This is a genomic window from Streptomyces sp. NPDC006430, from assembly GCF_040612395.1.
GTDB lineage: Bacteria > Actinomycetota > Actinomycetes > Streptomycetales > Streptomycetaceae > Streptomyces.
This window is the reverse complement of the sequence record NZ_JBEXQA010000011.1, coordinates 76,314-97,544: the sequence shown is the minus strand read 5'-3', so window position 1 is coordinate 97,544 and position 21,231 is coordinate 76,314. Positions and strand designations below refer to the sequence as shown.

Sequence of the window (21,231 nt, the reverse complement as noted above, 5' to 3'; positions counted from 1 at the left end):
GACCCCGGCGGGCCGTGCCGCCTCCGGGGTTACGGGCCCCGCGCGGCGGCGTACCCTCGGCCCATGGGGGAAGCGGACATCGAGATGGTGGGACTGATCGGCCGGGTGACCGGGACGGTCGGGCCGGGGCTGGTGGGCGAGGTGATCGTCCGCATCCGCGGCGGCGCGGAACACTTCCTCGCCCATCCGGCGCCGGGGACGGGCCGACTGCCGGTCGGGACGGTGGTGACGGTCGTGGAACACCTGCCGCCGCGCACGGTGTACGTGATGGCGGCTTACGACAACTGAGCCCCTGCGCCACCTGCGTGGACGCCATCCGTATCAAGATGGCGACAAGAATGCGCCAGCGTCTTCTGAACGGCGCGGCACAGGAGCACACTCGCCCTCGTCAGTGTCGAACGGCACTGCGATAAGGGGGCGTTGCCGATGGCTATCGGCGTCGTGGCGGGAATCGTTCTCGCCGCATTCATTGTCTTGATCGGCCTGTTCAAGCTCATGTGGCGGGTGGCCGAACCGAACGAGGCCCTCGTCATCTCCGGTTCCACGCACAAGACCGAGGGTCTCGGCGAGGGCATGGGGTTCCGGATCGTCACCGGGCGCGGAACCCTCGTGGTCCCCGGCGTCCAGGCGGTACGGAAGCTGTCGCTGGACCTCAACGAGACCCAGCTCAACGTGGATTGCGTCACCCACCAGGGCATTCCGCTGCGGGTGAAGGGCGTGGTGATCTTCAAGATCGGTGACGACCTCGTGTCGATCGCGAACGCCGCACGCCGCTTCCTGGACCAGCAGAAGATGATGCCGGAGCGGGTGCACATCGTCTTCGCCGGCCATCTGCGTTCCATCGTGGGCGGGTTGACGGTCGAGGACATGATCCGAGACCGGGAGAAGCTCACCGGCCAGACCCGGGCGGCCTGCGGCACCGAGATGGAGAAGCTCGGCCTGATCGTCGACTCGCTGCAGATCCACGAGATCGAGGACCCGACCGGCTACATCAAGAACCTGGCCATGCCGCACGCCGCAGCCGTCCAGCGCGACGCGCGCATCGCGCAGGCCGAGGCGAACCGGCTGGCCACCGAGGCCGAGCAGACCGCCTTCGCGCGGATGGCGGAGGCCACCCGCGACAGCGAGATCCTCCAGGCCGGCTACCAGGCCGAACGCGACAAGGCCGCGGCGACCGCGCGACAGGCGGGCCCGCTGTCCGAGGCCGCCGCCCGGCAGGAGGTCGTCGTCCAGGAGACGCGGGTCGCGGAGCTGGAGGCGCACCGGCGCGAGCAGCAGCTCCAGGCGGACGTGCGCAAGCCCGCGGACGCGGCGGCGTACGAGACGCGCACCAGGGCCGAGGCCGAGCGCGACGCCCGGATCTCGGCGGCGCAGGCCAAGGCGAAGGAGACCGAGCTGGCGGCTGCGGCCGAGGCGACCCGCGTGACGACCGCGGCGACCGCGGACGCGGCGGCGACCGAAGCACGCGGCCTGGCGGCGGCGAAGGCGACCCGGGCGACCGGTGAGGCCGAGGCGGCGGCCACCCAGGCGAAGGGCCTCGCGGTGGCGGCCTCGGCGCAGGCGAAGGGCCTCGCCGAGGCGGAGGCGATCAAGGCGCGGGCCGCCGCCCTGGCGGAGAACCAGGAAGCGGTCGTCGCGCAGCAGCTCGCCGAGAACTGGCCGGCGATCGTGGAGGCGGGCGCCGGGGCTTTCGGGAACGTGGAGCACATGGTGCTGCTCAACGGCGCCGAGGGCATGTCGGAGATGTTCGCGAAGGCGCTGACCATGGGCGGCACGGGCCTGGGCCTGGCCCGCCAGCTGCTCGCGTCGATGTCCCAGCCGGCCGGCGCGGGCACCACCGCGGGCACCGCCCCGGTCAACGGCAACGCGGCGTCCTCGTCCCACCAGATCCCGATCGTGGACGCCTAACCCGGCCCGGCCCGGCGCGGCCCGGGTGGGTCGGGGGCTCTCCCCCGACCCACCCGGGCGCGTTAGGCTCCCGCACCATGAGGCTGTTTGCTGCGGTGGTGCCGCCCCAAGGGGCCGTGGACGAGCTGCGCCGAGCCGTGCGGGCCGTGCAGGACGACCGGCTGCGCTGGGCCGCTGAAGAGGGCTGGCACTTCACGCTCGCCTTCATGGGCGAGGTGGACGACTCCGTCCTGCCGGACCTGTACGCCCGCCTGGCGCGCGCCGCCCACCGGACGGAGCCGTTCTCCCTCCGCATCCACGGTTCCGGACACTTCGGCGACCACGCCCTGTGGGTCGGCGCCGCGGGCGGGCTCGACGCCATGCGGATGCTCGCCGAGCGTGCGGACGCCGCCGCCCGCCGGGCCGGAGTACCGATGGAGCAGCACCGCCGCTACACCCCGCACCTCACCCTGGCCCGCAGCCAGGGCGGCATCCACCTGCACCCGTACCTCGAAGCCCTGGCGGGCTTCGAGGGCACGTCCTGGCAGGTCCGGGAGCTCAGCCTGGTCCGCAGCAACCTGCCCACCGGCCGGATGCCCGGGGAACAGCCCCGCTACGAGATCGTCGAGGCCTGGCCGCTGGGCGGCTGACCACGCGGCCCGCGCCCCTCGGTGCGGAGAGCACGGCAAGCCGCGTTACGCTCGACGGGTGGATCCCAAGACCCGAAACCGTGTGATGGCCGGTGTGCTCGTGCTGATGTTCGTCGTCGTGGCCGTGGCGGCTGCCGTCGGACAGTAGGCGGCGGCCACCCGGGCACGTCTACCAGGCGAAGGCCTCCGGCGAGGGCCCGGGCCCCCGGAACACCCCGTCGAGCCCGTCCAGCACCTCCTGCGAAAGCTCCGGCTCCGATCAGGGCCAGCGACCACGCGTGAGTCATGGCATGAATCGGTCGCTTCGCGGGGCGCCCTTGCATGGAGTGGACTCGAAGCAGTTGGCTGGGGCTCATGAAGTACACGCAGCTCGGACGCACCGGACTCAAGGTCAGCCGACTCGTGCTCGGCACGATGAACTTCGGTCCGCAGACAGACGAACCCACCAGTCACGGCATCCTGGACAGTGCGCTTGACGCAGGTCTGAATTTCGTTGACACCGCCAATGTCTACGGGTGGGGCGAGAACAAGGGTCGCACCGAGGAGATCATCGGCACCTGGTTCGCCCAGGGTGGCCGCCGACGCGAGAAGACCGTCCTCGCCACCAAGGGCTACGCCAGCATGGCCCCCGAGGGCGAGCCCTGGCCCAACTACGACCGACTGTCGGCGCTGAACATCCGGCGGGCCGTCGACGCCAGTCTCAAGCGGCTCCAGACCGACTACATCGACCTCTACCAGTTCCACCACGTGGACCGGCGGACCCCGTTCGAGGAGATCTGGCAGGCCGTGGAGGTCCTGATCCAGCAGGGCAAGATCCTCTACGCGGGCTCCTCCAACTTCCCCGGCTACAAGATCGCCCAGGCCAACGAGACGGCCGCCCGCCGCGGGATGGTCGGCCTGGTCAGCGAGCAGTGCCTCTACAACCTCGCCGAACGGCGCGCGGAGATGGAGGTCATCCCGGCCGCCGAGGCGTACGGGCTCGGCGTCATCCCGTGGTCCCCGCTCCACGGCGGCCTGCTGGGCGGCGTCATCAAGAAGGAGGTCGCGGGCGGTCGCCGCGCCTCCGGACGGTCCGCGGACGCGCTGGCCAACAGCACCGTACGCGCGCAGGTGCAGGCGTACGAGGACCTGTTGGACAAGCACGGTCTGGAGCCGGGGGAGGCGGCGTTGGCCTGGCTGCTCACCCGGCCGGGCGTGACGGGCCCCATCGTCGGCCCGCGCACCGCCGAGCAGCTGGAGAGCGCGCTGCGCGCACTGGAACTGGAGCTGCCGCAGGAGGTGCTGGACGGGCTGGAGGAGATCTTCCCCGGACCGGGACCCTCCCCGGAGGCCTTCGCCTGGTGAACAGGTAGCCGTACGTACGGTGGCCGTCGTCCCCTCGTCCTGGGCGGCGGTCACCGGCGTTGGCGCGCCAGCCAACCGGGGGAGTGCACGCGAAGCAAGTGCCCCGGGCGGACGGTGCGTTACGTGTCCCGGGCGGGCCGGTAGGGGGCGCCGATGCCCCACGCCTGGTGCAGGACCGCGGCGAACTCCCCGGCCAGGCGGTGCTCGCCCGAGGCGTTGGGGTGGGTGCCGTCGTAGGTGTCGTGGTGGATCTCGTACGCGTCCGGGCGCGCGGCCAGCAGGATCGGCGAGGCGTCGGTCGACAGGTCGGCGACGGCCTTCGCCAGGAGTTCGTTGAACCGGGCGACCTCGGCTGCGAAGGGTGCGTCGGACTCGGCCCGGACGTTCGGGATCACCGGGAGCAGGACCATCCGGACGTTCGGGCGGGCGGCGCGCGCCTCCGCGATGAAACGGCGGGCGTTGGCGGCCGTCTCGGTGGAGTCCGTATAGAAGCCGAGGTCTATCAGGCCGAGGGAGACGAGCAGTACGTCGGCCTTGCCGACGCGGACCGCGGAGCCGATGAGGGGGGCCATGTGCTGCCAGCCCTCGCCCCAGCCGGCGAGGTGGCGGCGGGCGTGCTCCGGGAAGCCGGGGTCGGCGTACGCGTGGCTGGTCGGCGCGTTCGCGAAGGTGTCGTAGACCTCGCTGCGCGGACCGACGATCTGGTACGGACCGCCGAAGGTGGCATTGAGGTGCTGCCACATCCGGTAGCGCCAGGTGTAGTCGCCGGCGCGTCCGATGGTCATGGAGTCGCCGACGAACATGAAACGCATCCGGTCATCATCGCGGATCACGCGCCGGCAGCCCCTGTGATGCCGGACACGCGTGCGGGGCTGGCAGGCTTGGGGCATGCGCTTGCTGCCCTTGACCGCTGTCATCGCCCTTGTCGTGCTGCCGGGTTCGGCGGCCTCCGCCGCCGGGACCCCCGTACCCGCCGCCGGCGCGCAGGGGTTCACGATCACCGATCCGCGGATCAAGGAGTCGAGCGGGTTGGCGGCGAGTCGGATCCACCCGGGCGTGTACTGGACGCACAACGACAGCGACGACGGCCCGTACGTGTACGCCGTCGACTCGGCGACCGGCAGGACCGTGGCCCGGGTGACGCTCAGCGGGATCGGCACCCCGCGCGACGTCGAGGCGATCTCGCTCGGGCCGGATGGGCAGCTGTACGTCGGAGACATCGGCGACAACCGGAACGGGACCTGGGACCACGTCTGGATCTACCGCTTCCCGGAGCCGAAGCAGCTGGCCGACGCCACGGTGAAGGCCGAGCAGTTCACGGTGCGGTACGAGGACGGCGCGCGCAACGCAGAGGCGCTGATGGTGCATCCGGTGACGGGCCGCGTGTACGTCGCGAGCAAGAGCGAGGACAAGGGCGGGCTGTACGAGGGGCCGGAGCGGCTGTCCGCGACGGGGACGAACGTGTTCCGGCGGGTGGCCGACCTGCCGTGGGTCACCGACGGGGCGTTCTCGCCGGACGGCACCCGGCTGACGCTGCGCGGCTACTTCTTCGCGCGGACGTACCCGTGGAAGGCGGGGCGGCCGGAGGGGGAGGGCGAGCGGGTCGATGCACCGTGGCAGGGGCAAGCGGAGTCCGTGACGTACTCGGCGGACGGATCGACGCTCATGTTCGGCTCGGAGGGGGAGTCGAGCCGGGTGGTGGCGGTGCCCGTGAATCCGGCCGCCGCTGCCTCGGGTGCTCCGGCAAAGCCGGGTTCGGGCCCGGGTTCGGGGCCGGGCTCGACCCCGCCGGCCGCCGCGGGCCCCGGCCCGGCGGGCCAGGGCGGCGGGAGCTTCACCAAGGGCGCGGCGGTCCTGGCCGTGGGCACGGCGCTGGTCCTCGGGGCCAAGCGGCTCCTGCGGCGCCGCCCCCGCGACTCCTGACCCACGCCGCCGGCCCTCCGGCCCTGCCGGTCGGGGCCCTGCGGTCCGCGCTTAGGCCGCCGGGACCAGGTCGCGACCTTGGGGGGACGGGACGAACATGACCCCGTGGCGGCTCACGCTCAGCCGCAGGTTGCCCACCCGCGACAGGACCACCGCGATCGTCGCGGCGGCGGCCAGTGAGACGACGCCGCCCGCGGCCATGCCGATCCGTGCCCCGTAGGTGTCCGTCACCCAGCCGACGACCGGTGCACCGATCGGGGTGCCGCCGGTGAACACCATCATGAACAGGGCCATCACCCGTCCCCGCATCTCGGGGTCGGTGGCCATCTGGACGCTCGCGTTCGCGGTGACGTTGACCGTCAGCCCGAACATCCCGATGGGGACGAGCAGCGCCGCGAACAGCCAGAAGTCGGGGGCGAAGGCCGTCACGATCTCCAGGGCGGAGAACAGCAGGGCCGCCGCGACCAGCAGCCGCAGTCGCGAGTGGCCGCGGCGAGCCGCCAGCAGCGCACCCGCCAGGGAGCCCACGGCGATCAGGGTGTTGAAGAGCCCGTACGTCCCCGCGTCCCCGTGGAACACGTCGCTGACGAACGCGGACAGCCAGATCGGGAAGTTGAACCCGAAGGTGCCGATGAAGCCCACCAGCACGATCGGCCAGATCAGCTCCGGGCGGCCGGCGACGTAGCGCAGGCCCTCCCGCAGCTGCCCCTTGGCCCGCGGCTGCGGCTCGACCCGGTGCAGTTCGTACGTCCGCATCAGCAGCAGGCCGGCGACGGGCGCGGCGAAGGACAGCCCGTTCAGCAGGAAGGCCCAGCCGGAGCCGACCGCGGTGATCAGCACACCGGCGAGCGCCGGGCCGACCAGCCGTGCGGACTGGAAGTTCGCCGAGTTCAGACTGACGGCGTTGGCGACCTGGTCCGGTCCGACCATCTCGGATACGAACGTCTGCCGCGCGGGGTTGTCCACGACGGTGACGAGGCCGAGCAGGAAGGCAGCGAGGTACACGTGCCAGACCTGGACGTGTCCGGCCAGGGTGAGCGCGGCCAGGGCGACGCCGGTCAGGCCCATCAGGGTCTGGGTGGCGATCAGCAGCTGCCGCTTGGGGAGCCGGTCGGCGAGTACGCCTCCGTAGAGGCCGAACATCAGCATCGGCAGGAACTGCAACGCGATGGTGATGCCGACGGCGGAAGCCGAGCCGGTGAGGGACAGGACCAGCCAGTCCTGTGCGATGCGCTGCATCCAGGTGCCGGTGTTCGAGACGGCCTGTCCCAGGGCGAAGAGCCGGTAGTTACGGATCTTCAGCGAGCTGAACGTCCCCCGGCCACCGCCGGGCGGTGCCTCCAGGTTCTCGCCCGCGGAGTGCGTAGTGGTGGATGTATGGCCGGGTGCGGAGTCTGCTCCGTTTCCCGTACTCAAAAAGTTCGCCTCCTGGCGTCGTTTCCTACAAGTGCGCGAGCTTCTCCAGGACGGGCGCGGCCTCGCGCAGCTTGGCCCATTCGTCCTCGGTGAGCTCGGCCGCGAGCCCGGCCAGGAAGGCGTTGCGCTTGCGACGGCTCTCTTCGAGCATCGCTTCGGCCTCCTCGGTCTGGCTGACCACCTTCTGGCGGCGGTCGTCGGGGTGCGGCTCCAGCTTGACCAGTCCCTTGGCCTCCAGCAGCGCCACGATGCGCGTCATCGACGGCGGCTGGACGTGCTCGCGCCGGGCCAGCTCACCGGGGGTGGCCTGGCCGCACCGGGCGAGGGTGCCCAGGACCGACATCTCGGTCGGGCTGAGCGATTCGTCGACGCGCTGGTGCTTGAGGCGCCGGCCCAGCCGCATGACGGCGGAGCGGAGGTCGTTCACGGCGGCTGCGTCGTCGCCATGGGTGAGGTCGAGCATGTCTTTAGAGTAACTCATTACTCTCTCTAAGGAACGCCGTTAAACCGAGTCACTCGTACGGGTGAGTCGGCCGGGGAAAGTGACACGCGTCCATGCCGTGTGCCACGACTCTTTCGGCATGGGGACACATGTGCTGAGCATGCGCATAGACGGGGAGCTGCTCGACCGCCTCCGGACTCATGCCGCCAAACGCGGAATGAGCGTCCAGGACTATGTGGTCCGGACGCTCATTCGCGACGACTTCGACGAACGTTTCAAGGCGGCGGTCGACGAGACGGACAAGTTCTACGGGCTCACGTGAGCCCGAGCCCGAGTCCGAGCCCGATGCGCAGCCCTTACGTGAGGCCGAGGGCCGGCATCGCGTAGTAGAAGACGAACACCGCCGACACGGCGTACATGGCCACCGGGACCTCGCGGCCACGGCCCGTCGCCAGGCGCAGCACGCAGAAGCTGATGAAGCCGAAGCCGATGCCGTTGGTGATCGAGTAGGTGAAGGGCATCATCACCATGGCCAGGAAGGCCGGGACGGCGATGGTGAAGTCGCTCCAGTCGATGTCCCTGACCGAGCCCGCCAGGATCAGGAAGCCGACCGCCACGAGGGCGGGCGTGGCGGCCTGGGACGGAACCATGGTGGCGAGCGGGGTGAGGAACAGCGCCACCGCGAAGAGGCCGCCGGTCACGACGTTCGCCAGGCCGGTACGGGCGCCCTCGCCGACCCCGGCCGTGGACTCCACGAAGCAGGTGGTGGCCGAGGACGAGGTCGCTCCGCCGGACGCGACGGCCAGGCCGTCGATCAGCAGGACCTTGTTGATGCCGGGGAAGTTGCCGTCCGCGTCGATCAGCTTGGCCTCGTCACCGACGCCGAGGATCGTGCCCATCGCGTCGAAGAAGCAGGACAGCAGCACGGTGAAGACGAAGAGGATGCCGGTCAGAAGCCCGACCTTATCGAAGCCGCCGAACAGGCTGACCTGGCCGACGAGCCCGAAGTCGGGCGCCGCGAGCGGGTTGCCCGGCCACTCGGGAACGGTCAGGCCCCAGCCCGAGTCGGGCAGCCCGACGATCAGCTGGACGGCGACGGCGACCGCGGTCATGGCCACGATGGAGATCAGGATCGCGCCGGGCGTCTTGCGGATCAGCAGGGCGAGCGTCAGCAGCACGCCGACGACGAAGATCAGCACCGGCCAGCCGTGCAGGTGGCCGTTGGTGCCGAGCTGGAGCGGCACGGTCGTGTGCGCGGCGTCCGGGATGCGGGAGACGAAGCCCGAGTCGACCAGACCGATCAGCATGATGAAGAGGCCGATGCCGATCGCGATGCCCTTGCGCAGGCCGAGCGGGACGGCGTTCATGACCCGCTCGCGCAGGCCGGTCGCGACCAAGAGCATCACGACGAAGCCGGCCAGCACCACCATGCCCATGGCGTCGGGCCAGCTCATGCGCGGGGCGAGCTGGAGGGCGACGACCGTGTTGACGCCGAGGCCGGCGGCGAGCGCGATCGGGACGTTGCCGATCACGCCCATGAGGAGCGTGGTGAAGGCCGCGGTCAGGACGGTGGCGGTGACGAGCTGGCCGCTGTCGAGCTGGTGCCCGTACATGTCCTTGGCGCTGCCGAGGATGATCGGGTTCAGCACGATGATGTAGGCCATCGCGAAGAAGGTGGCGAAGCCGCCGCGGATCTCGCGGGCGATCGTGGAACCGCGCTCGGAGATCTTGAAGTGGCGGTCCAGGCCTGACGTGCCCTGGGTCGGGGAGGTCGGAGGGGTGTCCGCGGGAGCGGGGGCCGACGTACTCATACGGTCCTCATTGCGGTGGGGCATTGGGTGATTCATACGAAGAAAATGGGCCAAGCCCACACGGTTTCAGTATGAACACATGAACGAAAGTCAGTCCATCTCCGCGCGTAGACCGCCCGGCGCCGAGCCGAGCCGGAGCCAGCGCCGGAGCCGGCGCCCAGACCGCTGCCCCACCGCCGGTGGGGGCCCACCCCGGGCGCACCTAGACTTGAGGGCATGGCGAAATGGATTGCGAAGCACGAGGCGCCCGCGCCCCTTGAGGGCCCGATCGTCGCGACCGTCACCGGCGGCACGATCCTCTGGTTCGCCATGTTCCTCGTCCAGCTCCCCTTCTACGGGTGGTTCGCCGACCGGGACCTGCTGTGGTGGGTCTGGTGCTGCGCGGCCGGCGGCTTCCTCGGCCTGATCGGCCTCTGGTACGTACGGGGCCGCGACGCGGCGATCAAGCGCCACGAGGCCGATGCGCTGGCCGCTCGGGACAGGGTGGGCGGCCCGACGCCGCACACCGGCTGACACCCACCCCTGGGCTGCGCCCGCCCCCGGGGCTGTGCCTGTTCCTCGGGCTGGGGCCGCGCCACGCTGCGGCCGTTCCCGGGGAAGGGCGGCGTCGAGGGCTACCAGGGGACCATTTCGCTCATCCCGAAGTCGGATCTTCGTTCTGCTCGGCGGGTGAAGCGCAAGAACCCCCTTTACCGTCGAAAGCATGACGCAGCGGGCGAAGATCGAATCCGACGGTCCCGAGCCGGGCGGTGGTGGCCCCGGCGGGGGCCCCGGCGGCCCCGGCCCCGGCGGCACCGCCATCGACGCGGGCTCCGAGCTGGACCCGGTGCACCCGGTCCGCCTGCCCGCGCCCCGGTTCAAGCCCGCCGGCCTGACCACCGCCGAGGTCGCCGAACGGCTCGCACGCGGAGCCGTCAACGACGTCCCGGTCCGCTCCTCGCGCTCCACCGTCGACATCGTCCGCGCCAACGTCTTCACCCGCTTCAACGCCATCATCGGCGTGCTCTGGGTGGTGATGCTCCTGGTCGCGCCGCTCCAGGACAGCCTCTTCGGCTACGTGATCATCGCCAACACCGGCATCGGCATCATCCAGGAGCTGCGCGCCAAGAAGACCCTGGACAGCCTCGCCGTCATCGGCGAGGCGAAACCGTCCGTCCGCCGCGACGGACGGACGGCGGAGATCTCCACCTCCGAGATCGTCCTCGACGACGTCATCGAACTCGGCCCCGGCGACAAGGTCGTCGTCGACGGGGCCGTCGGTGAGGCCGACGGCCTGGAGATCGACGAATCCCTGCTCACCGGTGAGGCCGACCCCGTTCTGAAGAAGCCCGGCGACCCCGTCATGTCCGGTTCCTTCGTGGTCGCCGGCGGCGGCGCGTACACCGCCACCAAGGTCGGTCGCGAGGCCTACGCCGCCCAGTTGGCCGAAGAGGCCACCCGCTTCACGCTCGTCCACTCCGAGCTGCGCTCCGGCATCTCCACCATCCTCAAGTACGTCACCTGGATGATGATCCCGACCTCCATCGGCTTGATCATCAGCCAGCTCGTGGTGAAGGACGACAACTTCAAGGACGCCATCGCCCGCACCGTCGGCGGCATCGTCCCGATGATCCCCGAGGGCCTGGTCCTGCTGACTTCCGTGGCCTTCGCGATCGGCGTCATCCGGCTCGGCCGCAAGCAGTGCCTCGTGCAGGAACTACCGGCCATCGAGGGCCTCGCCCGCGTCGACGTGGTCTGTCTCGACAAGACCGGCACCCTCACCGAGGGCGGTATGGACGTCGCCGAGCTGCGCCCGCTCAACGGCGCGCAGACCACGTACGTCACGAAGGTGCTCGGCGCGCTCGGCGAGTCCGACCCGCGCCCCAACGCCAGCCTCCAGGCCATCATCGACGCCTACCCGGTCAGCGCGGAGTGGCGCTGCACGGAATCGCTGCCCTTCTCCTCCGCCCGCAAGTACAGCGGTGCCAGCTTCAGCGAGGGCGACGGCGAGAACTCCACCTGGCTGCTCGGCGCCCCCGACGTCCTCCTTCCGGGCGGCGACCCCGCCCTCGACGAGATCAACGCGCTCAACGAGCAGGGCCTTCGCGTACTGCTGCTGGCCAGGGCCGCACGGGAGCTCGACGATCATGCCGTCGCGGCCGGGGCCAGGCCGACCGCCCTGATCGTCCTGGAGCAGCGGCTGCGCCCCGACGCCGCCGACACCCTGCGCTACTTCGACGACCAGAACGTCCACGCGAAGGTCATCTCCGGCGACAACGCGGTCTCCGTCGCAGCGGTGGCCGCCCAGCTCGGTCTGCCGGGCGCCGAGAACACGGTCGACGCGCGCAAGCTGCCGAACGAGCGGGCCGCCATGGCCGCGGTCCTCGACGAGAACGCGGTGTTCGGCCGGGTCACCCCGCAGCAGAAGCGGGACATGGTCGGCGCGCTGCAGTCCAACGGCCACACGGTCGCGATGACGGGGGACGGTGTCAACGACGTGCTCGCCCTCAAGGACGCCGACATCGGCGTGAGCATGGGCTCCGGCTCGGAGGCCACGCGGGCCGTGGCCCAGATCGTCCTCCTCAACAACAGCTTCTCCACCCTGCCCTCGGTGGTCGCCGAGGGCCGCCGGGTCATCGGCAACATCACCCGGGTCGCCACCCTGTTCCTGACGAAGACGGTCTACTCGGTGCTGCTGGCCATCCTCGTGGTCTGCTCGCAGGTGGAATACCCGTTCCTGCCGCGCCACCTGACGCTGCTGTCCACCCTCACCATCGGCATCCCGGCCTTCTTCCTCGCCCTGGCCCCGAACAAGGAGCGTGCGAAGCCGCACTTCGTGAGGCGGGTCATGCGGTACGCGATCCCGGGTGGGGTGATCGCGGCGGTCGCCACCTTCGTGACGTACCTGCTCGCCCGTCACCACTACGCGGGCCCGGACGCCCTGAACGCCGAAACCAGCGCGGCGACGCTGACGCTGTTCCTGACCTCGATGTGGGTGCTGGCGATCATCGCCCGCCCGTACACGTGGTGGCGGATCTGCCTGGTCGCCGCGATGGGCGGCGCCTTCCTGGTCGTGCTGGTCGTGCCGTGGCTCCAGGACTTCTTCCAGCTCAAGCTGGAGGGCGTGACGATGCCGTGGATCGCGGTGGCCGTCGCCGCGGGCGCCGCGACCCTGATCGAGTTCACCTTCAGGTGGGTGGACCGCAGGTTCCCCGCGTAGCGGGCGGAGGCCGGCTTTCCGGCGATGAGCGCCCTTCCCCGCTCGCCGGCCGAGACGTGCGGACGGTATCCCTCTCAGAGCCGGTAGCCGACTCTGGGCACGGTTTCGATCAGCCGTGGCGTGCCCAGCTTGGCGCGGAGCTTGGACATGGTGACGCGTACAGCGCTGGTGAACGGGTTGGTGTTCTCGTCCCAGGCACGCTCCAGGAGTTCCTCGGCGCTGACCGTCGCGCCGCGGGCGCGCAGCAGGACCTCCAGTACGGCGAACTCCTTGCGGGACAGCGGGAGGTACCGTCCGTCCCGGTGGGCCTGGAGGCGCGCGGTGTCCAGGGTGATCCCCCCGTGCTGCAGAACCGGGGGCAGGGCGGGCTGGGTGCGGCGGCCCAGCGCCTCCACCCGGGCCAGCAGCTCCTCGTACTCGAAGGGCTTGGGCAGGTAGTCGTCGGCGCCGAGGCGCAGGCCCTCCACGCGTTCGTGCACGGTTCCGGCGGCGGAGAGCATCAGGATGCGGGTGCGGGTTCCGGCGTCCGCCAGTTCCCGGCAGATCTGGTCCCCGCGCATGTCGGGCAGGTCGCGGTCGAGCAGCAGTACGTCGTAGTCGTTGACCAGGAGCCGCTCCCGGGCGCTTTCGCCGTCGTAAGCGACGTCCACGGCCATCGTCTGCCTCCGCAGCCCGTCGGCCACGTGATCGGCGAGGACGGGTTGGTCCACCACCACCAGCACCCTCATGTGTCGGTCCTTTCCCTGGGCGCCTGAGCGCTGTGATGCTGAGCGGGACGGTGCCCGGAGCGTCCTCCGGACGTGCCGGCAACACCAGGCTAATGAGGCGAACGTGCTGGTCAGCGCCATGATGCCGGTTTTAAGGCGCGCTTAAGTACGTCCTCAGCGGGGGATAAGACGTCCCGGGTCTCGGGGATGGACGCCGGGCGGGCTCCGGGTGCGGACCGGCACGCCGCCCGCGTGCCGGGCGCAAGGCCGGCCCGCCGGTCAGGCGAGGCGCGGTGTTTCGTCGTTGTTTCCGAAGACGGATACGTCCCCGCAACACGGTGACCGGTACCTGTTGTCCGCAGCGGCCGACCGGCTGCGGGAACGAGAGGTCATCTCAGGTGGATATCACGGCGCCCGAACAGAACGGGCGGGCCGGTGACGCCCGGACGCCCGGGCAGGCGGACCGGAAGCCGCGCGGCACGGGCGTGCGGCGGACGGCGGCCACGGCGGCTCTCGGCATCACCCCGCTGATGCTCACGGGCCTGACGGCGGGCACGGCATCCGCCCACGGCGCGGCCGGCAATCCGGTGGACCGCCAGTACGCGTGCTACCAAGAAGGCCCCGAGAGCCCCAAGTCCGCGGCGTGCAAGGCGGCCATCGCGGCCAGCGGAACCCAGGCGTTCTACGACTGGAACGCGGTTCGCCGGGGCGACGCCGCCGGCCGGAGCCGGCAGCTGGTCCCGGACGGCAAGCTGTGCAGCGGGGGCGACCCCAAGTACCAGGGGCTCGACCTGGCGCGGGCCGACTGGCCCGCGACCAAGCTCCCATCCGGCAGCTCGTACACCTTCACCTACAAGGCCACCGCCCCGCACAAGGGCGGCTTCGAGTACTACATCACCAAGGACGGCTACGACCCGGCCAAGCCCCTGAAGTGGTCGGACCTTGAGGACAAACCGTTCCTCACCGGCAGCCCGGCTCTCTCGAACGGCTCCTACTCCCTCACCGGCAACCTGCCGAAGCGGTCAGGCCGCCACCTGATCTACCTGGTTTGGCAGCGTTCGGACAGCCCGGAGGCCTTCTACTCCTGCTCCGACGTGGTCTTCGGCGGCAGCGGATCGGCCCCCGCACCGGCCCAGGACACCGGCGACCACGGAACCGGCTCCGCTCCCCCCGGACAGGCACCGCACGGGCACGACCACGGTGGGACGGCCGGTGTCGGGCAGATCGGTACGGCTGACCAGGGCAGCTCGGAGCACGCCGCCGCCCCGAATTCCGTCGCGGGCGCGCCGGTCGCTCCGGCCCCGACCGACGGCGCCGACACCCACACCGCCACCGCGGCAAGCCACCACCTGGCGGAGACCGGTGGCAGCTCCAGCACTTGGGTGATCGGTGCGGCCGGCGCACTCGCCGCCATCGCGGGTGGCGGCCTGCTGTTCGCGCGTCGCCGCAAGTCCGCCCTCTGAACCCATCCCCGACCCTGACCCGACGGACGGCACCCCTTTGAGCACCTCCTGGACAGGAACCATCGTGCAGAGCGACGACGCCAAGCAAGGACCACGGAGCCGCGGGTGACCAGGGACGTCGTCAGGTCCGTACCACTGGAGAAGAGGACCAGGCCGTGCGCCGCGTGCGGACGGCCGGTGCCGCAGCCGGGTGAGGGAACGGGAACGGTCCTGTACTGCCAGGACAACGAAGGGGCGTGTGCGCTGTTGGCACGGCGACGCCGGCAGCGCACGCAGTCGACCCCCGGGCTCGCCGGCCAGGTGGCGACGGCCTGGCGGATCGTCGAGGAACTCAATCAGGCCACCACCGAACTCGCCGACTCCCTCGCGGCCGAACTGAGTGCGGCCGGGGTGGAGCGGCGCATTGCGCAGGTGCGTTCCGAGGCCGCCGCGCACATCGCCGCCGCGCAGTCCGAGTGGGAGGAGTGCAGCGAGCAGGCCGAACGGGCCTGGCGGGAGGCGATGCAGTCACGCACCCGGGCCGAACGGGCGGAACGCCAACTGGAGGAAGCCGAGGCCCGCGTCCGCCGGGCCGAGGAAGAGGCCGCGGCGGCGAAGGCGGCCCAGGGCCGCGCCCAGCACGAGTCCACCGAGGCCCTCGCAGTCCGCAAGTCCGCCGAGGCCGAGCGGGAACAGGGAACGGCTCAACTGCACCAGACCGTCCGCGCGCTGGAGGCCGCTCGGGAGGAGTCGGTCCACTTGCGCGTCGCCCTCGCCGAGGCCAGGACAGAGGCGAACACCGGCCAGGCCGCGGTCGCCGACGCCATCCGGCAGATGCACGAGCTGCGCCAGGAGCTCCACATCGCGGAGGGTGCCCGTCAGCAGGCGCTGCACGCCGCCGAGGTGGCCGAGAAGGCACGCAGCGAGGCCGAGCGGGCCCGGGTGGCCGCCGAGAACCAGGCCGCCCAGGACCGGGAACACGCCGAAGCGGCGAAGGAGGAACGCCGCCTGGCCCTGGCGGAGGCGCGACAGGGGGCCGCCGCCCGCGACCAGGCCCAGGCCGAAGCCGTCGGCGCCCAGCACAACATCGCCGCGATGAGCCGCACCATCGACGAACTGCGCGCCGCCGTGGCGGCGCTCAGGAACGACCGCGACGCCGCACGCGCCGAGGCCGAACGCGCCCGGAGCCAGGTCGACCAGTGGGCCGCCCAGGCCCTGGAGACCAGCGCCACCGCAGACGCGTAGCCCCGTTCCCCCGCCCACCGCCCGCACCGTCAGGTTCCGATGTCCACACCCGCACCTCCCGCCCGGCACGCCCGCCGGGACACCACCGCGCCGGACCGCCGACGCTCCCGCCGACGCGCACCGAGGGCCGGCTCCCCACCGTCCGTTCCAGCCTCCGTCCCCCACCCCTTCCTCACCTCCGTTCCCGACGCTCCCGCCCCCGGGACCCGCTCCCGCAGGAGTCCGGCTCCTTCCTCCCGCACGACGGCGCAGGTCAGCCAGCGCACCCTCACGCGTGTCCTGGGCGGGGGCAGCGGCACGGTCGTCGTCCTGTGGGCGGTGCAGGCGGTGCCGACCACGCGGCTGGACGGGCTGTTCGCCACCGGCGCGCACCTGGCCGGTCTGCTGGCCGGCTACGGCATGCTCGTCATGCTGCTGCTGATGGCCAGAGTGCCGGCGATCGAACACGGCGTCGGCGCTGACACGCTGGCGCGCCTGCACGCCCGCGTCGGCCGCCACGTCCTGATCTGCACCGGAGCCCACCTGCTGCTCGCCCTGCTGGGGTTCGCCGCGTACACGAACACCACGGTCAGTGACTCCTGGCAGAGCCTGCTCGGCTACCCCGCGCTGCTGCTTGCCGCGATCGGGACCCTGTTCCTCGCTGCGGTGGGCGTGCTGTCGGTGCCGAAGCTGCGTCGCCGACTGCAATACGAGACCTGGCGGGGCGTCCACCAACTGGCCTACGCCGGAGCGGCGCTGGGCATGGTGCACGAACTGTCCGGCCCCGACCTCCTCGCGTTCCCCGTGGTGCGGTGGCTGTGGGTCCTGCTCCACACCCAGGTGGCGGTGCTGGTGGTGTGGTACCGGTGCGTGGTCCCGGTCCGGCAGGCTCTGCGCCACTCCCTTGAGGTGATCGAGGTCCGCCCCGAGGGACCCGGCGTGGTGTCCGTGCTGATGGCGGGCAGCGAACTGCAGGCGCTCCGCGCCGAGGCGGGTCAGTTCTTCCGCTGGCGGTTCCTCACCCCGCGGCTGTGGCGCACCGCCTTGCCGTTCTCCCTCTCCGCCCCCGTACACGGAGACATCCTGCGCATCACCGTGAAGGCATCCGGGGACCACACGCGCCGTATCCGCCGCCTCCAGCCCGGGGTGCGCGTCATGGCCACCGGGCCGTTCGGCGCGATGACCGCCCACCGGCGCACCCAGGCCAAGGTCCTGCTTCTCGCGGGCGGCGTGGGCATCACCCCGATGCGCGCCCTCTTCGAGACCCTTCCGGGTGGCCCGGGCGACATCACGCTGCTCTACCGCGCCAACGGAGCCGACAACCTGGTGCTGCGCAGCGAACTGGAGATGATCGCGGCCCGCCGGGAGGCCGGTCTCCACTACCTGCTCGGTTCCTCCCGTAGCGGCATGGACCCGCTGGCCCCGGATCAGTTGCGCCGGCTGGTACCCGACGTGGCCGAACGGGATGTCTATCTGTGCGGCCCGCCCGGCATGACCGAGGCCACACTCCGCTCCCTGGCACAGGCCGGCGTCCCGAAGAACCGCATCCACCTGGAACTCTTCAGCTTCTGATGACATCACCTCACTTCGCCCGGGCGGCCCGCGACGACGCGGGCACCACATGGCGGCGGCGCCGCGCCGCGCTCGCACTGGTCGGTGCCGCTCTGGTCACCAGCATCCCGCTGGCCATGATCAGGCCGGCGGCCCCGGCTGCGCCGGACCGCCAGCCCACGGTGCCGGCCAGCAGCAGTCCGTCCACCGGATGAGCCGCCCCGGTCGTACGGCCGGGGGCCCGGAAGGCGCGGAGCCGGACCTGCTCGCCGCCACCGCACCACCATGCCCCCGGACGGCCGGCGCAGTCCTGGGCGGCCTCGGCACGTGGGGCACGTCCCCGCGCCGTACGGCGTGGAAACGCACCCCACTTGCCCGGGCCCGCTCAGTCGAACCAGCGGTCGCGGGCCAGTTCCGCCGTGCGGGAGGGGTCCTCCAGGAGGGCCGCCACCTCGAAGCGGCGCGGCCACTGGCCCGCCGACCAGGCCAGGCCCGCCGCCACGCCCTCCAGGGTGGCGGCGTGGAGGGTGCCGTCCGGGGTGCGGCGCCAGTCGAGTTCCACGCCGCCCGCGATCAGCTCCTCGTGCTCGACGTACGAACGGGGGGTGGCCGGGCCGAGCAGGAGCAGGACCGGTTCCGGGACCTCGTGCTCCTCGCCCGGGGTGGTGACCTCCGCCGGGACCGTCTCCGACAGCCGGCGGACCTGGAGGAGTTCCGCCAGGTCGGCCGCCCGGGACGGGGCCACCGGCAGCAGGGGCAGGCCCTGTGTCAGCGGCAGCAGGTCCGGGGCGTCCGCGATCAGTGCGTCGGCCGCGTCGACCACGCGTACCTCGCCGTCCACCACCGCGCGCAACTCGTCGGGGAGCGTCACCTGCTCGGGGTCCAGATCGGCCAGGGCCCCGTACAGGGCGTGCAATTGGCGGTCCGACACCTCGCGGTCCGGGTCGGCGAGCCGGCCCAGCAGCTCGGCGGCCCCGCCGGGTTCCTCCAGCAGGGCGGACACGGTCGTGCGGACGCCGAGGGCCCGCAGGACCTGCTCGTCCTCGAAGCCGGTGGCGTCCGCCGAGGCGTAGAGGCCCGCCAGCAGCGGGTCGCCGCCCGCCGCGCGCAGGCCCGCCGGGCGGCGGCCGTCGAGCACCGGGTGGTCGCGCAGCCACCAGGCGGTGTACGGGCGCACGGACTGCGTGGTGCCGTCCGGCAGCAGGATCCGTACGGGCTGGGTCAGGGCGTCGCGCAGCGGGGGCAGGGCGAGCATCGCCAGGGCCTGGGGCCAGCAGTCGTCGTCGACCAGGTCGAGGTCGCGCACCGCCACGAGTTCGGTCGCCACCGGCGGCAGTGGGGTCTGCGGGAGCTGGTCGAGCACGTCCTCGCACCACACGTCGACCGCGTCGAGCAGGCCCGCGTCGTCGGGTTCGGCGAAGTCCCCGTCGCGGGGCTCCAGTTCGTCCGGATCGAGGACCACGTCGGTGGCGCGGACCAGCTGGAACGTGGCCAGCACCCCGCAGGCCGTCAGCGGCTGGGCGCCCCACTTGGCGGCCAGTTCGGCGTCCACGTACGGGACTTCGTCCTCGCGGATCACCGAAGCCAGCAGGGAGCCGGGCAGCAGGAGCTCGCCCGCCGGGGTCAGTTCGCCGTCCTCGTCCGGGAGGGCCAGGGCGCCCAGCCACGGTTCGTCGCCCGGCGCCAGGTCGGCGTCCCGGACCAGGCCCAGGACCACCTCGGCCAGCTCGTCGGCGTCGAGGGCGTCCTCGTCCCAGATCTCGCCGGCATCGAGGGAGGCGGCCACCGCGGCCCGCACCTGCGGGGTCGTCAGGACCGCGCGGGGCGTCGCCGGGAGTGCGCCCAGCCTCTCCAGCAGGGGGTGCGCCGCGTCCGGATGGGCCACCTTCAGCCCGATCCGGGCCAGGTCCTTCGGGGTGTCCGCGTCGGGGAGCAGGACGTGGCGCGGGCCGATCGTGGTCCGGCCGTCGGCCAGTGGTACCGGCAGGCCGGAGAGCCGGTCCGGATCCACCCCGGCCAGGGTGTCGTACAGCCGGTGCCACCAGTCGGGGGTGCGCTCGATGCCCGCGATCCGCTCGATGGCGTCGCCGAGCGGGAGCCGGCCCACACCGAGGGTGCGCAGCTCGGGCCGACGCTCCAGCCCGGCGGGGAGCAGGGTCGGCAGGACCTCGGCGAGGACCCGTACGGTGTCGGCGCCCGCGCCCTCCACCACCTCGGCCTCGAAGGGGCGCAGCGCGGCCCGCTCCTGAGGGTCCTCGGGCGGGGCGGCCGGGGAGAGGAAGGCCGTGCGCGGCAGGCGCTGGAGCACGGCCGCGCGCAGGGTCCCGTCCAGTGCGCCCTTGCCGAGCGGTCCGGGTACGAGGTCCACCAGCGCAGGGGTCACCGGCTCCCAGGAGGCGAGCAGTTCGGTGTACGCGTCGGCCGCCCGCTCCACCAGGAAGTCGGTCAGCGGGCCCGGCGCGGGGTGCCGGCGGGCGGTGTCCAGCGGCAGGGTCGCGATGAGCAGGGCGGGGATGCCCAGTGGTTCGTCGGTCGGGGTCGGGGCGTGCACCACGGGCGCGGTGGCCGGTCGCAGCGGAGCGCCCTCGGCGTCGACGGGCACGGCCCAGGACACCGTCCAGGTGGGCCGGAGCCGCTCCTCCACGGGCCGGTCGGCGAGCAACGCCCGCTCGATGGGGCCGCTGTGGCGGACGGTGCGCCAGCGGCGGGTTTCTCCGAGGGAGCCCCCGGCCGGGCCCCCTGCCGTGTCCTCGATGACGGTGTACGGGCCCTCGGAGCGGCGGTGCAGCGTCCGGGTGCCCGCAGCCGGGGTTTCCACGATGACCTCGGCCAGCCCGGGGAGGGTCAGCAGCAGCGCGTCGTCGATGCCGGCCAGCAGCCGCTGCACCAGGTCCTCGGCGGCGGCGTCGCGCAGCGGGAGGACGACCACGGTGTCGTAACCGTCGGGGGCGGTGCCCTCGGCGGGCAGCGGCAGCCGCAGCAGCGGGACGTGCCCGTCGCGGCGGCGCAGTTCGTCGCCGAGGCCGGGGCTGCCGCCCGCGGCGTCGCGGGCCAGTTCACGGGCCTCGGCCAGGGACCAGCGCACGCCCCCGTGGCGGCCGAGCACGGCGGGCTCGTCACAGACCGCGAGGACGGCTGCGAAGCCGACGCCGAAACGGCCCACGGTGTCGCCCGAGCCGGTCGGGCCGTTCGGGCCGGTGGGGCCTGCGGGCTCCCGCTTCGCGGAGGCCCGCAGGGTGCTCAGCGACTCCACGCCCGTCGCGTCCAGCGGGGCGCCGGTGTTGGCGACGGCCAGCACCGCCTGCCCGTGCCCGCCCTCGCCGGAGTGCAGGGTGAGCCGCATCCGGCCCGGCACCCCGGCCCGGGCCGCGGCGTCGGCGGCGTTCTGCGCCAGCTCGACGACGAGCCGGTCGCGGTAGCCGCCGAGGGCCAGGTCCTCCTCCGCATTGGCGTCCTCGCGGAAGCGGGCCGGGCCCGCGCCCCAGGCGTCGAGCACCCCGCGCCGCAGCCGGGCCGTGCCGAAGGGGTCCATGCCGCCCTGGGCCGCCGTCACTCGCACGCTCACGCCGCTGCCTCCAAGCTGTACTGCATTCACCGAATGCCGAGGCCCTGAAGGTATCGCGTACGGGCCCCGG

Annotated in this window: 18 protein-coding genes and 1 pseudogene; 12 read left to right on the top strand and 7 right to left on the bottom strand. The window is 72.2% G+C overall.

Annotated elements, in window-relative coordinates; translation table 11 throughout:
• The first annotated feature begins 63 nt into the window (after nucleotides 1-63).
• The 3 genes from ABZZ20_RS18375 (at nucleotide 64) to thpR (ending at nucleotide 2,537) form a co-directional block, all read left to right on the top strand.
• A complete protein-coding gene (locus ABZZ20_RS18375) occupies nucleotides 64-288 on the top strand; it encodes a hypothetical protein (protein WP_356870645.1) in 225 nt (74 codons plus the stop codon).
• Nucleotides 289-426: 138 nt separating this feature from the next.
• Nucleotides 427-1,908, top strand: a complete 1,482-nt coding sequence (locus tag ABZZ20_RS18370; RefSeq protein WP_356870643.1) for an SPFH domain-containing protein — start codon at nucleotides 427-429, stop codon at nucleotides 1,906-1,908.
• A gap of 77 nt (nucleotides 1,909-1,985) precedes the next feature.
• Entirely contained in the window at nucleotides 1,986-2,537 is a 552-nt protein-coding gene (gene thpR, locus ABZZ20_RS18365; protein WP_356870641.1) for an RNA 2',3'-cyclic phosphodiesterase, read from the top strand.
• A 169-nt stretch (nucleotides 2,538-2,706) separates the two neighbouring features.
• On the opposite strand, the pseudogene ABZZ20_RS18360 reads toward thpR, so the two are convergent.
• Nucleotides 2,707-2,793, bottom strand: a pseudogene (locus tag ABZZ20_RS18360) (aldo/keto reductase); the annotation flags it as partial.
• 98 nt (nucleotides 2,794-2,891) lie between these two features.
• Here ABZZ20_RS18360 and ABZZ20_RS18355 point away from each other — a divergent pair.
• A complete protein-coding gene (locus tag ABZZ20_RS18355) occupies nucleotides 2,892-3,881 on the top strand; it encodes an aldo/keto reductase (RefSeq protein WP_356870639.1) in 990 nt (329 codons plus the stop codon).
• A gap of 119 nt (nucleotides 3,882-4,000) precedes the next feature.
• Here ABZZ20_RS18355 and ABZZ20_RS18350 read toward each other — a convergent pair whose 3' ends face one another.
• Nucleotides 4,001-4,693 (bottom strand): GDSL-type esterase/lipase family protein, encoded by a 693-nt coding sequence (locus tag ABZZ20_RS18350; RefSeq protein WP_356870637.1) that lies wholly within the window; start codon nucleotides 4,691-4,693, stop codon nucleotides 4,001-4,003.
• 76 nt (nucleotides 4,694-4,769) lie between these two features.
• Between ABZZ20_RS18350 and ABZZ20_RS18345 the strand changes: the two genes are divergently transcribed.
• Nucleotides 4,770-5,804 (top strand): WD40 repeat domain-containing protein, encoded by a 1,035-nt coding sequence (locus ABZZ20_RS18345; RefSeq protein WP_356870635.1) that lies wholly within the window; start codon nucleotides 4,770-4,772, stop codon nucleotides 5,802-5,804.
• 51 nt (nucleotides 5,805-5,855) lie between these two features.
• Here the strand turns inward: ABZZ20_RS18345 and ABZZ20_RS18340 are convergent, their stop codons facing one another.
• Nucleotides 5,856-7,148, bottom strand: a complete 1,293-nt coding sequence (locus ABZZ20_RS18340; protein ID WP_356870908.1) for an MFS transporter — start codon at nucleotides 7,146-7,148, stop codon at nucleotides 5,856-5,858.
• 97 nt (nucleotides 7,149-7,245) lie between these two features.
• Nucleotides 7,246-7,683 carry a MarR family transcriptional regulator gene (locus ABZZ20_RS18335; RefSeq protein WP_356870633.1) on the bottom strand — a complete coding sequence of 146 codons (438 nt, stop codon included), beginning with the start codon at nucleotides 7,681-7,683 and terminating at the stop codon, nucleotides 7,246-7,248.
• 118 nt (nucleotides 7,684-7,801) lie between these two features.
• Here ABZZ20_RS18335 and ABZZ20_RS18330 point away from each other — a divergent pair, with 118 nt between their 5' ends.
• Nucleotides 7,802-7,984 (top strand): BrnA antitoxin family protein, encoded by a 183-nt coding sequence (locus tag ABZZ20_RS18330; RefSeq protein ID WP_229338494.1) that lies wholly within the window; start codon nucleotides 7,802-7,804, stop codon nucleotides 7,982-7,984.
• 34 nt (nucleotides 7,985-8,018) lie between these two features.
• On the opposite strand, the gene ABZZ20_RS18325 is transcribed toward ABZZ20_RS18330, so the two are convergent.
• Nucleotides 8,019-9,473 carry an NCS2 family permease gene (locus ABZZ20_RS18325; RefSeq protein ID WP_356870630.1) on the bottom strand — a complete coding sequence of 485 codons (1,455 nt, stop codon included), beginning with the start codon at nucleotides 9,471-9,473 and terminating at the stop codon, nucleotides 8,019-8,021.
• Between the two features lie 216 nt (nucleotides 9,474-9,689).
• Between ABZZ20_RS18325 and ABZZ20_RS18320 the strand changes: the two genes are divergently transcribed.
• Together ABZZ20_RS18320 and ABZZ20_RS18315 are read left to right on the top strand one after the other, a co-directional pair.
• Entirely contained in the window at nucleotides 9,690-9,986 is a 297-nt protein-coding gene (locus ABZZ20_RS18320; RefSeq protein WP_356870628.1) for a DUF2530 domain-containing protein, read from the top strand.
• A 190-nt stretch (nucleotides 9,987-10,176) separates the two neighbouring features.
• Entirely contained in the window at nucleotides 10,177-12,672 is a 2,496-nt protein-coding gene (locus ABZZ20_RS18315; protein WP_356870626.1) for an HAD-IC family P-type ATPase, read from the top strand.
• A 74-nt stretch (nucleotides 12,673-12,746) separates the two neighbouring features.
• Here ABZZ20_RS18315 and ABZZ20_RS18310 read toward each other — a convergent pair whose 3' ends face one another.
• Nucleotides 12,747-13,400: a response regulator transcription factor gene (locus ABZZ20_RS18310; protein WP_356870624.1), complete on the bottom strand. Its 654-nt coding sequence runs from the start codon at nucleotides 13,398-13,400 to the stop codon at nucleotides 12,747-12,749.
• 509 nt (nucleotides 13,401-13,909) lie between these two features.
• Here ABZZ20_RS18310 and ABZZ20_RS18305 point away from each other — a divergent pair.
• The 4 genes from ABZZ20_RS18305 (at nucleotide 13,910) to ABZZ20_RS18290 (ending at nucleotide 17,811) form a co-directional block, all read left to right on the top strand.
• Nucleotides 13,910-14,842 (top strand): lytic polysaccharide monooxygenase, encoded by a 933-nt coding sequence (locus ABZZ20_RS18305; protein ID WP_356870906.1) that lies wholly within the window; start codon nucleotides 13,910-13,912, stop codon nucleotides 14,840-14,842.
• Between the two features lie 105 nt (nucleotides 14,843-14,947).
• On the top strand, nucleotides 14,948-16,066 hold the full coding sequence (locus ABZZ20_RS18300; RefSeq protein ID WP_356870622.1) for a hypothetical protein: 1,119 nt from the start codon (nucleotides 14,948-14,950) through the stop codon (nucleotides 16,064-16,066).
• 39 nt (nucleotides 16,067-16,105) lie between these two features.
• A complete protein-coding gene (locus ABZZ20_RS18295; RefSeq protein WP_356870620.1) occupies nucleotides 16,106-17,617 on the top strand; it encodes a ferredoxin reductase family protein in 1,512 nt (503 codons plus the stop codon).
• The gene (locus ABZZ20_RS18290; protein WP_356870618.1) at nucleotides 17,617-17,811 is read left to right on the top strand and encodes a hypothetical protein; all 195 of its coding nucleotides are present in this window, start codon (nucleotides 17,617-17,619) and stop codon (nucleotides 17,809-17,811) included. The genes ABZZ20_RS18295 and ABZZ20_RS18290 overlap by 1 nt, the downstream gene beginning before the upstream one ends.
• Before the next feature lie 170 nt (nucleotides 17,812-17,981).
• Here ABZZ20_RS18290 and ABZZ20_RS18285 read toward each other — a convergent pair whose 3' ends face one another.
• Complete coding sequence (locus tag ABZZ20_RS18285; protein ID WP_356870904.1) at nucleotides 17,982-21,128, bottom strand: molecular chaperone Hsp90; 3,147 nt, start codon at nucleotides 21,126-21,128, stop codon at nucleotides 17,982-17,984.
• Nucleotides 21,129-21,231 lie beyond the last annotated feature (103 nt).